Annotated in this window: 13 protein-coding genes and 1 pseudogene; 3 read left to right on the forward strand and 11 right to left on the reverse strand. The window is 73.8% G+C overall.

Annotated features, from left to right (window positions below; all coding sequences use genetic code 11):
* Nucleotides 1-99: 99 nt before the first annotated feature.
* The 8 genes and pseudogenes from V6U79_RS26120 to V6U79_RS26155 all read right to left on the reverse strand — a co-directional run bounded on the left by V6U79_RS26120 (nt 100) and on the right by V6U79_RS26155 (nt 8,177).
* The gene (locus V6U79_RS26120) at nt 100-1,209 is read right to left on the reverse strand and encodes a magnesium and cobalt transport protein CorA (RefSeq protein WP_334616179.1); all 1,110 of its coding nucleotides are present in this window, start codon (nt 1,207-1,209) and stop codon (nt 100-102) included.
* A gap of 73 nt (nt 1,210-1,282) precedes the next feature.
* The gene (locus V6U79_RS26125; protein ID WP_334616180.1) at nt 1,283-1,915 is read right to left on the reverse strand and encodes a class F sortase; all 633 of its coding nucleotides are present in this window, start codon (nt 1,913-1,915) and stop codon (nt 1,283-1,285) included.
* 95 nt (nt 1,916-2,010) lie between these two features.
* Nucleotides 2,011-2,499, reverse strand: a complete 489-nt coding sequence (locus V6U79_RS26130) for a hypothetical protein (protein WP_334520536.1) — start codon at nt 2,497-2,499, stop codon at nt 2,011-2,013.
* A 744-nt stretch (nt 2,500-3,243) separates the two neighbouring features.
* Nucleotides 3,244-4,176 (reverse strand): hypothetical protein, encoded by a 933-nt coding sequence (locus tag V6U79_RS26135; RefSeq protein ID WP_334616181.1) that lies wholly within the window; start codon nt 4,174-4,176, stop codon nt 3,244-3,246.
* A gap of 387 nt (nt 4,177-4,563) precedes the next feature.
* Nucleotides 4,564-4,677 (reverse strand): annotated as a pseudogene (locus V6U79_RS26140) (IS5/IS1182 family transposase); the annotation flags it as partial.
* A 371-nt stretch (nt 4,678-5,048) separates the two neighbouring features.
* Nucleotides 5,049-5,873 carry a class I SAM-dependent methyltransferase gene (locus tag V6U79_RS26145; RefSeq protein WP_334616182.1) on the reverse strand — a complete coding sequence of 275 codons (825 nt, stop codon included), beginning with the start codon at nt 5,871-5,873 and terminating at the stop codon, nt 5,049-5,051.
* 43 nt (nt 5,874-5,916) lie between these two features.
* Nucleotides 5,917-6,990 carry a Gfo/Idh/MocA family protein gene (locus V6U79_RS26150; protein ID WP_334520527.1) on the reverse strand — a complete coding sequence of 358 codons (1,074 nt, stop codon included), beginning with the start codon at nt 6,988-6,990 and terminating at the stop codon, nt 5,917-5,919.
* A gap of 77 nt (nt 6,991-7,067) precedes the next feature.
* Nucleotides 7,068-8,177, reverse strand: coding sequence for a serpin family protein (locus tag V6U79_RS26155; protein ID WP_334616183.1), 1,110 nt, complete (start codon nt 8,175-8,177; stop codon nt 7,068-7,070).
* Nucleotides 8,178-8,280: 103 nt separating this feature from the next.
* Between V6U79_RS26155 and V6U79_RS26160 the strand changes: the two genes are divergently transcribed.
* The 3 genes from V6U79_RS26160 (at nt 8,281) to rnhA (ending at nt 10,558) form a co-directional block, all read left to right on the forward strand.
* Nucleotides 8,281-9,471 (forward strand): lycopene cyclase family protein, encoded by a 1,191-nt coding sequence (locus tag V6U79_RS26160; RefSeq protein ID WP_334616184.1) that lies wholly within the window; start codon nt 8,281-8,283, stop codon nt 9,469-9,471.
* 39 nt (nt 9,472-9,510) lie between these two features.
* Nucleotides 9,511-10,020: a hypothetical protein gene (locus tag V6U79_RS26165; protein ID WP_334616185.1), complete on the forward strand. Its 510-nt coding sequence runs from the start codon at nt 9,511-9,513 to the stop codon at nt 10,018-10,020.
* 61 nt (nt 10,021-10,081) lie between these two features.
* Nucleotides 10,082-10,558: a ribonuclease HI gene (rnhA, locus tag V6U79_RS26170; RefSeq protein ID WP_334520604.1), complete on the forward strand. Its 477-nt coding sequence runs from the start codon at nt 10,082-10,084 to the stop codon at nt 10,556-10,558.
* A gap of 13 nt (nt 10,559-10,571) precedes the next feature.
* On the opposite strand, the gene V6U79_RS26175 is transcribed toward rnhA, so the two are convergent.
* From V6U79_RS26175 to V6U79_RS26185, 3 genes are all read right to left on the reverse strand, one after another.
* Nucleotides 10,572-10,826: a hypothetical protein gene (locus V6U79_RS26175; RefSeq protein WP_334520516.1), complete on the reverse strand. Its 255-nt coding sequence runs from the start codon at nt 10,824-10,826 to the stop codon at nt 10,572-10,574.
* A 50-nt stretch (nt 10,827-10,876) separates the two neighbouring features.
* Nucleotides 10,877-11,839 (reverse strand): pentapeptide repeat-containing protein, encoded by a 963-nt coding sequence (locus V6U79_RS26180; protein WP_334616186.1) that lies wholly within the window; start codon nt 11,837-11,839, stop codon nt 10,877-10,879.
* A 79-nt stretch (nt 11,840-11,918) separates the two neighbouring features.
* Nucleotides 11,919-12,344, reverse strand: coding sequence for an SSI family serine proteinase inhibitor (locus V6U79_RS26185; protein ID WP_334616187.1), 426 nt, complete (start codon nt 12,342-12,344; stop codon nt 11,919-11,921).
* Between the last annotated feature and the right edge of the window lie 47 nt (nt 12,345-12,391).

Consider the following 12,391-nt stretch of genomic DNA (forward strand, 5'->3'; position numbering starts at 1 on the left):
CGACGACCCGGCCCGCGCCTCCGCCCCTACCTTGGTGGGCTCGGCCAGCCCTGACGCCAACGCCCCACCGGGCGGGGATGGCCGACGCAGCGGCGCCGCTCAGAGCCAGCCGGAGCGGCGGAACAGCCGGTACAGGGTGACCGCGGCGCTCGCCATCAGCAGCAGCGCCGCCGGATACCCGTACTTCCAGGTCAGCTCGGGCATGTGCGCGAAGTTCATGCCGTAGACGCCGGCGACGGCGGTCTGCGTGGCGGCGATCGCCGCCCAGGCGGCGATCTTGCGCATGTCGTTGTTCTGCTCCACGGCGAGCTGGGTCAGCCGGGACTGGAGGATCGAGTTGAGCAGGTCGTCGTACGCGGCGACCCGGTCGACCGCCCGGGTCAGCCGCGCCTCGACGTCGGCGAACCAGCGGCGCAGCCCCGGTGGCGGTCCGTCCGTGCGCTGCTCGACCAGTCCGCGCAGCGGCCCGTGCAGCGGCAGCACCGCCCGTTTGAACTCCACCAGCTCCCGCTTGAGCTGGTAGATGTGCTGGATGTCGGCGTCCCGCTCGCGGGCGAAGACACTCTCCTCGACGCGTTCCAGGTCGTGCTCCAGGTGGGCGGCGACCTCCAGGTAGAGGTCGACCATCCGGGCGGCGACCGCGTACGCCACCGCCCACGGTCCCTCGGCGAGCAGCGCCGGACGGCTCTGGATGTCCTCGCGGACCGGGGCCAGGGCGCCCGAGGCGCCGTGCCGCACGGTGACGACGAACCGGTCGCCGAGGAAGACCATCACGTCGCCGGTGTCGACCACCTCGGAGGTGGCGGTCAGCTCGGCGTGCTCGACGTAGCTGGCGGTGCGCAGCACCAGCAGGGTCACCTGGCCGTGCCGCTGCACGGTCGGGCGGTGTCCGTCGGCGAGCGCCTGCTCGACGGTGAGCTCGTCCAGGCCGAAGGTGCGGCCGACCGCCGCCATCACCGCCGCGTCGGGCTCGTGCAGCCCCAGCCAGGCGAAGGAGTTGCGGCCGTGCCGGGCGCGGGCGTACGCGTCGGCGTAGTGCGGCCGGCCGGGCTCGCGGCGACCGTTGACGTACACGGCACAGTCCACGACGGCGTCCGGGTTGGACCGTCGGGGGCGGGGCGGGGTGACGTCGGCGTCGCGGCCGAGCAGCCGGCCGACCACGGACTCCAGTCGGGGTACGAGTCGTGCCACACCCGGTCGCCGATCCACCCTGCCTCCTCCGCCTCGCCCGGACCCGAGGGCCCACCGTAGTACGGCGGTGCCGGCGAGGGTGGAGGCGGTGTCAGGCGACGGCGGTGGCGCGGACCACCACGTTGTCGGAGTAGTCGCGGGCGCGGGCGTCGAAGCGGCCCCCGCAGGTCACCAGGCGCAGCGCCGCGCCCGGCCCGCCGGGACCGTAGACCAGCGCGGTGGGGAAGTTCTTCTTCGGGTACGCCGCGACGCCGTCCACCGCGAACGTCGCCACCCGCCCGTCGGCGCGGGTGATCCGGATGGTGTCGCCGGGCCGCAGCCGCCCGAGGTCGAAGAAGACGGCCGGCCCGTCGCGGGTGTCGACGTGGCCGACGACGACCGCGTTGCCGGCCTCGCCGGGGCTGACGCCGGGGCGGTACCAGCCGGCGACGGTGGGCCGGTCCAGCGGCGGCACCTCCAGGGTGCCGTTCGGGTCGCCGGCCACCGCGACGAGGTCGGCGTGCACGCCGATCGTCGGGATCTCCAGGCGTACCGGCTCGGACCGGGTGAGTACCGGCACGGGGGAGCGGCTGCGGCCGTCGCCGGTGGCGTCGGCCCCAGGCTGCGGCGGCCCGGCCGGCGTGGCGGTCAGCCCCACCGTGATCAGGGTCAGGCCGGCGGTGCCGGCCACCGCCAGCGCCGCCACCGCGGCCCTGGCCCGCGTGAACCTCGTCGCTACGCCCATCGCCTGACCTCCCCGACGGCGATGCGGTCCGGGTGCCCGCCCCGGTCCTCACCGGTGCGGGCACCCGTCCCAAGGGATGGTGTGTGGGTCAGTGGTCAGGCGACGGTGGCCGCCGCCCGACGCCGGCGGCGGATCAGCACGGTCGCTCCGAGCGCGGCCGCGCCGGCGAGCACTCCGCCCGCGGCCAGCAGGCCGGTCGGGTCGCCGTCGCCACCGCCACCGGCGGGCGCCGCGCCGATCGGGGTGACGGTGAAGGTGGCGGTGCCGCCGGGGGTGCCGTCACCGCAGGTGGTGGTGACGGTGTAGGTGCCGAGTGTGAAGCCGGCGGTGAAGAGTTCCGCGCTCAGCCCACCACCGGCCCGGGCCGTGGTGGAGCGGACGTTCTGGTCCCGGTTTGGCCCGGTGACGCGGAAGATCGCGTCGCCGGTCCTGGGGTTGCAGGTGGTCGTGGTCAGCACGACCGTCCCCCCGACCGGCGTGGTGGCCGGCGACACGGTGGTCTGCGCCAGTGCGGCGGCCGGGAGCAGAAGCGTGCCGAGTCCCACGCCGATCGCCGTCGATACGAGAACTGACTGTGCCTTCATCCGTCTTCCCTCACTTTTCGTCCGCTGTCTGCGTGGGACGTCGTTCGGGTGGCCAACTCCGTGACTAGCACCGGTGTGGCCAACACTAGGAGGGATGGCACCTCGGTCCGGTGTAAATGAGAAATCTTCGTTGCCGTCACGTGTTTTCCCTCCCGCCGGGGAGGTGCGGATATGCCCGCACAGGACCGCCCACACTGCCCGATGGCGGGTCCGGCCATGTACCGGGCGTCCCCTTCCTCCGAGCCCGGGCCGTCCGGGGGCAACGTCCCGCTCTCGGAAAGGTTGTCGGTAGGTCGCCACCCGCCGTGGTGGTGGCGGTACCGGACAACCAACGAGCGTGGATACCGCTGGGTCATATTGATGCCCCTGCGGTATCAGGCTTCATCAGACGACTGCGTGGATGTCGCGCGGATTTCCGTGCGGTGCGGAGGCGGCGAAACGTCCGCTCCCGGCCCCTGTTCCGGGGCGGCTTACTCAGGACCGGCCTGCCGCCGGGAGCTCTGACCTCGCGCGGGGCGGGGGCCGACGGCGCAGCGCGGCACGGCGGCGGCGCGCTCTGACCGCCGGCGGCGTCGTCACCCCAGTGAGCTCGGGACGCCCCACCTCCCAGACAGAGGCTGTGCCCGCTGGCTCCGATGAGTCAGCGGGCACAGCCTTGCTGATCTGAGCGGGAAGCGACGCATCACTATTCGCGATCACGCGGCCTCACCGACTCGGTGTGCCCAGAGTGTTTATTCCAGGTGATCAGCCCGTGCAGTTGGGTACCGCCGGCGCGCTGCCCACGCAATTGTTCGGCGTGTTGGCGCTGATCGGGGAGTTCGTTGTGGTCATGGTGCCGCCTTGGCGATACACGCCACCGGCGGTCAGGAGCTCGTGGTTGACCGTGACCGCAGTCTGGGTCAGCGTGGTCGCGGTGGAATTGAGCGCGGCGATTCCACCGCCGCCGAGCGTTGAGCTGTTTCCGGTGATGAGCATCGGGCTGCCGGAGACGCCGCTGGTAGTCAGGGTGCCTCTGCGACCGTTGTAGATGCCGCCACCATTCAGCCCGGCGGTATTGTTGACGACCGGGCTTCGGGTGAACGTTGCGGCCGGCGCTGTGCCGGTGCCGGTGTCGACGTTGGCCAGGCCACCACCGTTGAGTGTGGCCGTGTTGCCGCGCAGGCTGCTTTTGGTCAAAGTGACCGCACCGCGGTTCAGGATGCCGCCGCCGCTACCGACGACACTGCCATTGGAGAACGTGACCTCGGTGGTGAGGGTGAGATTGCCGGTGACGCTGACCTCCGCGATCCGGAAGGGCAGCAGCGAAGAGCGCGTGATCGTTGCCGGGCCGATCATCTCGATAGGAGTGGTGATGATCGGCAGCGCGTTGCTCAGCCCCCCGTACGGGAGGGTCATTTGGTAGGTGCAGCCCGAGGCGAGAACCAGGGTGTCGCCGGTCGCGGTGGAGTTGGCCTGGGTGACCGCCGCGACGAGAGCGCCCTGGCTGCACGCCACGGGAATGCTGATGGCCGACGCCGCGGGAGCGAAAATGACTACGCCCCCGGCCACGACGGTGATGCCGATCAGGGACTGGATGCTGGTACGGATGCGTCGGATGACGCCTACTTCCCTGAAACACGGTAAAGAGGATTCCGCACGGCACGGGGTGCCGGGGGTGGAGTAGCGCAGATGGCGCATACCACGCTGCGGAGTGTTGCGTCTCAACGAAAGGCGCTCGGTTTCTCAATCCCGGTGGACGTTCCGTGCCGATTCGTTGCTGTGATGACCTTCATGAGTCTACGGTCGGCTGAACCATGGCGTCAAGTTCTCATTTCTGCACTCACCGATGAATTATCGAGTCAGCTCTCCAGGCCTGGCCAGCGATAATGACGGTTTCGGTCCGTCGTTATCGACTGTTTTCGACGCTGCATCGATGGCAAAAACTTAAAAAAGAATTCTCAACTTCCGGTCGTCGCGGCGAGTGCGACAAACTCTTTGAGCGTTGGAGCCGGCGCCAGCACATGACGGCCCCGGTGAGGGTGAGGAAAGTTTCGTGGATCTCGTCGCGGATGGGTAGGCGGCGGCCCTCTGCCAGCACGTCATTCCCGAGCCGAAGCCGAGTGCCTGCGGCAGGTACTCCCATGGGGATGGCGGTGTGACCACGAACAGGATCCCGCAGAACACCTTGCGGTCATCCAGGGCTCACCCACGGGGTTAGCGGTATCGACGAGGTGGGCGAGGTGACAGCCGTCGACCCAGACCTGCCCACGGCCCCGATACCCGCACCCCGCCGATCACGCCCTGATGGACTGGCGCGTCTGCGAGATCGATCTCACCGCCTTGGGCTGCGGATACGCGCACCGGTCGGCGGACGACCCCTGAATGGCTAGCCTCCTAGGATGCCCAAGGGGTGGTGACGTGGGTCAAGGGGACAGGCTGACCACGAAGGTGCGGGAACATTTGCCGGCCCCGCACGGCGCGACGCGCTCGACCGCGACCGGTACGTCTACTGAGCGACGCTTAGGCGGAACCGGCGGGGCGTGGCCGGGACGGGACGCCCACCGGTGGTGTCACCGTTTGCGGGCCTGGAGGGTGTACGTCTGCGCGAGCCGCCAGGGCCGGTCGGTCAGCCGCCACTCGCCGTCGGCGTCGCGAACCTGCCGACCCGGCAGCGCGTCCCACGGGGCGGAGTCGTGCTCCTGGAGCATCGTCAGGTCGAGGCCGGCCTCGATCAACGCGGTCACCACCTCGCCGAGGCCGTGGTTCCACTCGTGGGTGGTGTTGTGCTGGAACGTCGCGTCGGTGCTGACGTACGTGCCGTCCTCCTGCCAGACCAGCGGTTCGGGCCGCTCGAAGTAGGAGTGTTCCACCGTCAGCAGCCCGTCCGGGTGGGTCTCGTCGAGCGCCCAGAGCATCGGGTGCCCCTCCCGCAGGAACAGCCGGCCACCGGGGCGCAGCAGGGCGGCGACCACCCGAGCCCAGCGGCGGATGTCCGGCAGCCAGCACAGCGCGCCGACCCCGGTGTAGACCAGGTCGAAGCCGCCGGCCGGCAGCACGTCGGGCGCGTCGTACACGTCGGACTCGACGAAGTCGACGGCGGCGCCGGCCCGGTCGGCCAGGGCGCGGGCCTGCGCGAGGGACGCCGGCGAGAAGTCCAGCCCGGTCATCCGCGCGCCGAGCCGGTGCAGCGAGACGGTGTCGGTGCCGATGTGGCACTGCAGGTGCACCCCGCGCAGCCCGGCGACGTCGCCCAGGCGCGGCAGGTCGAAGCGGACCACGTCGCTGAGGTACGCGGGGTCGGCGGCGAACCGGTCCACCGCGTAGTCGGGGGAGGCGGCGTGGGCGGGTGCCCGCTCGTCCCAGTTGGCGCGGTTGAGGGTGCGGTAGTCGGTCACCGGCAGACCGTCGCACACGCCCCCGCCGCCGCTCAACGGCAATTCAGGCGGACGTGACCGGTAGGACCTCGCCCCGGGCGGCGGACCGGTGCGCCAGCTCGATCAGCGCCACGGTGTCCACGGAGTCGCGCGGGTCGACCGGCAGTGGCGTGCCGTCCCGCAGCGCCGTCGCCACCTCGGCGTAGAAGTCCTGGTAGCGGCCGGGTGCGGTGGGCACCGGGCGCAGCTCGCCGTCGACGCCGAGCTGGCCGTACCGGTCGGGGGTGACCTCGCCCCAGCCCGGCCGGTCCGGTCGGCCGCCGTCGCGCAGCGCCTCCTCCTGCACGTCGAGGCCGTAGGTGGTGTACGCGGCGCGGTCGCCGAGGATCCGCAGGCGCGGTCCGAGCTGCGCGGCGACGGCGCTCATCCACAGGTGGGAGCGGACCCCGCCGGTGTGGGTGAGCGCCACGAACGCGTCGTCGTCGACCTGTGCGCCCGGCCGTCGCCGGTCCACCTCGGCGTACACCGATCGGACCGGCCCGAACAGCTGCACCGCCTGGTCGACCAGGTGGGCGCCGAGATCCCAGAGGACGCCGCCGGCCTCCTGCGGGGCCCCGAGCTCCCGCCAGCCCGGCTTGATCGCCGGCCGCCAGCGCTCGAAGCGGGACTCGAAGCGGGTCACCCGGCCCAGCGCGCCCTGTTGGACCAGGCGGCGGGCGGTCAGGAAGTCGCCGTCCCAGCGGCGGTTCTGGAACACCGTCAACGGCACGCCCCGCCGTTCCGCCTCGTCGACCAGTTCCCGGCCCTGCGCGGCGGTCGGCGCGAGCGGCTTGTCCACGACCACGGGCAGGCCGGCGGCGATCGCCGCCCGGGCCATCGGCACGTGCTGGCTGTTCGGGGTGGCCACCACGACCAGGTCCAGCGCGTCGGCGGAGCGCCACAGCAGGTCGGCGTCGTCGACGAGGCGGGCGTCCGGGTGCTCGTGCCGGGCCTGCTCCCGCCGTTCGGGGCTGGCCGTGACGATGGCGTGCAGCCGCAGTCCGGGGGTCGCGGCGATCAGCGGGGCGTGGAACACCCGCCCGGCGATGCCGTATCCGAGCAGCCCGACCCGCAGTGGTGCCCGCGTCGTGTCCGCCATGATGCCCGCCTTCCGTTCCGTCGCTCTGCTCAAGAACCTACGCGGCGGGCCGGGCGGCCCGACGTGAGGGACGCCGGTCAGCTCCGGGTCGGGTCGGTGACCCAGCCGGCGACGAGCACCAGCCCGGTGCGGCGGTGCACGGCGAGGAACCCGAACGGGCGGTCGACGTCGAGGCGGACCCGCCGCTTGCGCACGGTGGCCGGTGGCGGCGCGGAGCCGACCAGGAAGCCGAGCGCGGTGACCGCGGCGGCCCGGAATCCGGTGTCGCTGAACTCCGCCTTCGTGCTCTGCCGCGCCTGGGAGACGGAGAGCAGGGGGCAGATGCCGGGGAAGTGGTCGCCGTCGGCGTCGCTGGCGGCGGCGAGGCCGAACAGCTCGGCCCGCTGCAGCAGGTCGTGGTCGGCGTCGACGGTAAACGCGACGGTGTTGACCAGCAGCTCGGGCCGGTCGTCGAAGGCCTGGACCAGCTCCTCGGTGACACCCGGCCCGCTGCCCTGCGGCAGCGTCGGGCCGCCGGCGAGGGCGCCGATCGCGGCCGGCAGCACCGCCGACGCCGGGCGCCGCGGCTGGCCGAGGGCCAGCACCACGTCGACGTCGGCGTCCCCGGCGACGGTCAGCAGGCTCAGCGGGCCGGCCGGCGTGTCGGCCACCCGCAACGCCCCCAGGTCGGCGGTGACCCGGTGCAGGCCCACCAGGTCACGCCCCCGCCACGGCCCGTCCGTCGGCGCGCACCACCCGCGGGTGAACGGACCCGCCCAGTCGACGAGCACCGACAGGGCGCTGGCCAGCACCATCGCCGTGCCGGGCCCGGCGGTGACCGGCATCCGCCCGATCATGCCGGCGGTCTCTTCGTGGGCCCAGCGGTCCAGCACGGGCTGATCCACCACCGGGTCGCCGGTCAGCTCCCCGCGCATCGACGCCGGGATCTCGTCCCGCCACCGTCGGCTCAGGGGCAGGCCGCGTTGGGACCAGAAGCCCACCGCGAGTCGGGTGCCGGGGGAGTCGGCCAGGTCGTACGGGGTGGGATCGGGGGCGACGGCCAGCAGTTCGTCGCGGGCGGGCCCGGCCGCGTACCGGGCGAGCCGGGCCAGCAGGGGGTACGCCCCGGCGCCCGATAGGACCGTCTGCCGGTCCTCCAGATGGGCGGCCCAACGGGCGGTGAGGGCGTTGGCGTGCCGGGTGCTCATGGGCCCTCCGTCGGGTATTCGTGATCATCGGCACCGTACCGGTCGGTCGGCCGCGCCGTGGGCCCCCCGCCGGGTAGCGGGCCGGGTGTGACAGCGTGGGCCGGTGAACGAAGTCGACCTCGTCCTGGTCGGGGGCGGCGGCGCGGGTTCGCTGCTGCTCGCCGCGCTCGACCGGCACGACGTGCGGGGCCTGCGGATCGCCGTCGTCGACCCGGTGCGCAAGCGCGGCCAGGACCGCACCTGGGCGTTCTGGGGCCGCCCCGACGCCGACCTGGACCCGATGCTCAGCGCCAGCTGGCAGCGGGTGGAGGTGACCACCTCGGCGGGGCGGCGGCTGCTGGACCTGGCGCCGCTGCGCTACGCGATGGTGCGCTCGGCCCCGGTCTACGAGCGGGCCGCCGAGGCGGAGCGGCGGCTCGGCGTGACCCGGATCGACGCGCCGGTCGGCGCGCTCGACGACGACGGGGCCACGGTGACCGTCCGGGACGACGACGGGCGTACGCTGCTGCGGGCCGGCTGGGTCCTCGACTCCCGGCCGCGACCGCCCCGCCGGCCGGGGCGGACCAGCTGGTTGCAGCACTTCCGCGGCTGGTGGCTGGAGTCGGCCACGCCGGTGTTCGACCCGGGCCGGGCGGTGCTGATGGACTTCCGCACCCCGCAGCCGGCCCGGGGCGTCTCCTTCGGCTACGTGCTGCCGGTCAGCGACCGGTACGCCCTGGTCGAGTACACCGAATTCTCCCCGGAGCTGCTCGGCGACGCCGGGTACGACGCCGGGCTGCGCGGCTACGCCGACCTGCTCGGCCTGGACCTCGCCGCGCTCACCGTGCGGGAGGTGGAGAACGGGGTGATCCCGATGACCGACGCCCCGTTCGACGGGCGGCCGTCGCCCCGGGTGGTACGCCTCGGCACCGCCGGCGGCGCCACCCGGCCCTCCACCGGCTTCACCTTCGCCGCGATGCACCGGCAGGCCGACGAGGTGGCACGGGCGCTGGCCGCCGGCCGGGCGCCGGTGCCCCGGCCGGCGTACCCCCGTCGTCACCTGTGGATGGACGCGGTGGCGCTGCGGGCGCTGGACCGCGGCGCGGTCGGCGGCCCGGAGTTCTTCGACCGGCTCTTCGACCGCAACCCCGCCGAGCGGGTGCTGCGGTTCCTCGACGGCGCCACCTCCCCGGCGGAGGATCTGGCGGTGATGCGGTCCAGCCCGCTGCTGTCGATGACCTCGGCGGTCCTCGGTGACGCCGCCGGCCGGCTGCGCGCCCGCCTGCGGCCCGCGCCGGGGGATCTTCGGGGGTAGCTTCCTCCTCGGACGCGGCGGACAGATCGGGGGGCGGGCATGCGGCGGACCTGGGTCATCGGCGCGGTCGTGGGTGGGGTCGTCGTCGCGCTGCTCTGTTGCGGGGCACTCGCGGTCGGTGGGGTGGTGCTGTGGTGGCGGCCCGACAACGCGCACGCCCTCGCGTACGCGGACCGGTTGACCGTCGGCGAGGGCTACCAGCGGCTCCCCGGTTCCGACTGGAGTGACGGCACCTGCGGCTGCAACCTGCTCCGGTCGTACGTCGGTCCCGCCGGTGCCGACCCGGCAGCGGTCTTCTCCGGGCCCGGGCTCACCTTCGGACCGATCTACCGGGCGCCGGACCGGTTCTGGGACCACCTGGCCGAGGGGGAGGGCCGCGCCACGGACACCGGCGCCTGCCGGCTGGTGGTGAAACGGCTGCGCCACGGGGGGAGCCTGGGCCGGGTCACGCAGCTCTCGGCCGAGCAGGCGCAGGACTGGTACGCCGGCGCGGTGGACGTGCTCGAGATCTACGTCGACTGCGAACGGGACCACGGCGGCGCCTGGTGAGGTGATCCCCCCGGTGGGCCGCGCCGTCGCGGTCGCGGCGGTGGGCGGTAGGTTCTGCGGCATGGTGGACGGGGCGACCGGCAGGGTCGTGGAGATCTGGACCGACGGGGCGTGCAGCGGCAACCCGGGCCCGGGCGGCTGGGGCGCGGTGCTGCGCTACGGCGGCCACGAGCGGGAGATCTGCGGCGGGGAGGCCACCCCCACCACCAACAACCGGATGGAGCTGACCGCCGCCATCGAGGCGTTGGAGACGCTGACCCGGCCCGTCACCGTCCGGCTGCACACCGACAGCACGTACGTGCGCAACGGCATCACCAGTTGGCTGGCCTCGTGGAAGCGCAACGGCTGGCGTACGGCGGCGAAGCAGCCGGTGAAGAACGCCGACCTGTGGCAGCGGCTGGAGGCGGCCTGCGCCCGGCACGAGGTGAGCTGGCACTGGGTGAAGGGGCACAACGGCCACCCGGAGAACGAGCGGGCCGACGCCCTGGCCAACCGGGGGATGACCGAGGCGCGGTCGGCGGTCGGCGCGGCCCGCTGACCAGCGGCGGCTGCTACACCTCCCGGGACGGGTGGTCGGCCTCCTCCTGCGCCGGGTCGACCGCGCCGGAGAACTCGTCCACGTCGTAGCCGGCGCGACTGGTCGCCCGCGCCGGCAGGTGCTCCTCGGCGGGCAGGTCGGCGAAGTCGTCGCCGGTGTCGTCGGTGCTGTGCAGCGTTTCACCCGGCGGGCGCAACGACGCCCCGTACGCCGGCACGCCGTCCGGCTCGTCGGTGCTGGCCAGGTCGGTGCGTCGCCTATCCCTCATGCCGACCTACCTGCCCGCCACGCCGGTCGGCAAACCCGCCGGGGGTGTGGTCAGCGGCGGGGACCGCGTCCCCGCCGGGCTCCGGCGGCGGCCCGCCGGTCACCGCGTGGCGCGCGGGACTGTCGCACGGGGGTGAGGGTGAGCCCCGACCAGTGCCCGGGCCGGCGCAGCGCCGTCGGCAGCCCGGTGCGCTGGTCGCCGCGGGCCGCGTCGAGCTGCGACTGGTGCAGGAAGAGGGTGCCGGACAGGTCGGCGCCGCGCAGGTCGGCGCCGCGCAGGTCCGCCCCGGTGACGTCGGCCAGCCGCAGGTCCACTCCGCGCAGGTCCGCGCCGACCAGGCACGCGCCGCGCAGGTTCGCGCCCACCAGGCGGGCGGCGCGCAGGTCGGCGCCGAGCAGCATCGCTCCGCGCCGGTCGACCCCGCCGGTCCCGGCCCGGGCCCGGTCGCCGGCCCGTGACAGCAGTGGGTTGACCCGGTTGCGGTAGCCGTCGACGTCGACGGCGCGCAGCTCGTCGGGGCCGGCCCCGACCAGGCGGCGGGTCTCGGCCACGGCGGCGCGCAGCTCGTCGCGCAGCGCCCCGGGCGGGGTGAGGGCCACCGCTTCGGTGAGGTACCAGAGCAGCTCGTGCAGCGGCCGGGCGACGGTGAACGCGGCGAACATGGCCGCCGCGGTGGCCGGGTCGTCGCGCCAGTTCCGGCCGGGGAAGGTGACCTGGGTGACCCGCTGGCCGGCGCCGAAGCAGTCGAAGACCGTGCAGCCGGGGAAGCCGCGTTCGCGGAGCTGGTCGTGGACGCCGCAGCGGGAGTCCGGGCGCAGGTTCGGGCAGGGCTGACCGGCCGGCTTGTCCAGCGCGAAGTCCGCCGAGGCGGTGAAGGCCGGCGCGACGCAGCACAACCCGACGCAGCGGGCGCAGTCGGCGCGCAGCTCCGCGTCGACTCGGGGTGTTTCCGACACGCTGACCGTTCTCCCGGTGTTCTCCGCGCCCGCCGGAGCGCGGGCTGGTGAAACCATTGTCCCCGCCCGCCGGCGGGCCTGACGTGACCGGGCGCGGCGCCCGTACCCCCAGGTACGGGCGCCGCGCGCAGCCGGGTCAGAAGGCGAACAACGTCCCGGTGTCGCGCAGCAGCCGGCACCGGTTGTCGTACGTCTCCGACCAGGCCACGGGCCGGTCCTGCCAGAACCCCCAGGCGTGGACCGTGACCGGGGCGTACTCGAGGGTGCAGGGGCCCTCGTCGACGGCGAGGGCGGTGAGGTCGCCGTCGACGAGGGCCACGGTGCGGCAGGCGGTGGCGGCGTCGGGGTGGGTGCCGCCGACGGGGTCGCAGATCAGCACCGCCGTGCGGTGGGCCGCGGTGGCCGGTCCGTCGGTGCGCAGGACCAGCACAGAGGGGGTCTGCGCGCCCGACCGGGGCGCGGCCTCGGCGGTGCGGGGCAGCAGGGTCGCCTCGGTGGCGAGGCCGGCGGCGGTGAGGGCGGCGGCCGCGGTGAGGGCGGCGGCGCGTCGGGTGAAGGGCATCGTGGTGTCCTCCCGGTTGCGGGGCCCCGGATGGGGGCCGGTGGACG

It is taken from the genome of Micromonospora psammae (assembly GCF_036902725.1).
Classification (GTDB): domain Bacteria; phylum Actinomycetota; class Actinomycetes; order Mycobacteriales; family Micromonosporaceae; genus Micromonospora.

Bases quoted from the DNA above. Each gene is read 5' to 3' on its own strand.
- V6U79_RS26165 (WP_334616185.1), top strand. From the start codon at position 9,511: ATGCGGCGGACCTGGGTCATCGGCGCGGTCGTGGGTGGGGTCGTCGTC.
- V6U79_RS26125 (WP_334616180.1), bottom strand. From the start codon at position 1,915: ATGGGCGTAGCGACGAGGTTCACGCGGGCCAGGGCCGCGGTGGCGGCG.
- V6U79_RS26185 (WP_334616187.1), bottom strand. From the start codon at position 12,344: ATGCCCTTCACCCGACGCGCCGCCGCCCTCACCGCGGCCGCCGCCCTC.
- V6U79_RS26135 (WP_334616181.1), bottom strand. From the start codon at position 4,176: ATGCGCCATCTGCGCTACTCCACCCCCGGCACCCCGTGCCGTGCGGAA.
- V6U79_RS26150 (WP_334520527.1), bottom strand. From the start codon at position 6,990: ATGGCGGACACGACGCGGGCACCACTGCGGGTCGGGCTGCTCGGATAC.
- V6U79_RS26130 (WP_334520536.1), bottom strand. From the start codon at position 2,499: ATGAAGGCACAGTCAGTTCTCGTATCGACGGCGATCGGCGTGGGACTC.
- rnhA (WP_334520604.1), top strand. From the start codon at position 10,082: ATGGTGGACGGGGCGACCGGCAGGGTCGTGGAGATCTGGACCGACGGG.
- V6U79_RS26175 (WP_334520516.1), bottom strand. From the start codon at position 10,826: ATGAGGGATAGGCGACGCACCGACCTGGCCAGCACCGACGAGCCGGAC.
- V6U79_RS26155 (WP_334616183.1), bottom strand. From the start codon at position 8,177: ATGAGCACCCGGCACGCCAACGCCCTCACCGCCCGTTGGGCCGCCCAT.
- V6U79_RS26180 (WP_334616186.1), bottom strand. From the start codon at position 11,839: ATGGTTTCACCAGCCCGCGCTCCGGCGGGCGCGGAGAACACCGGGAGA.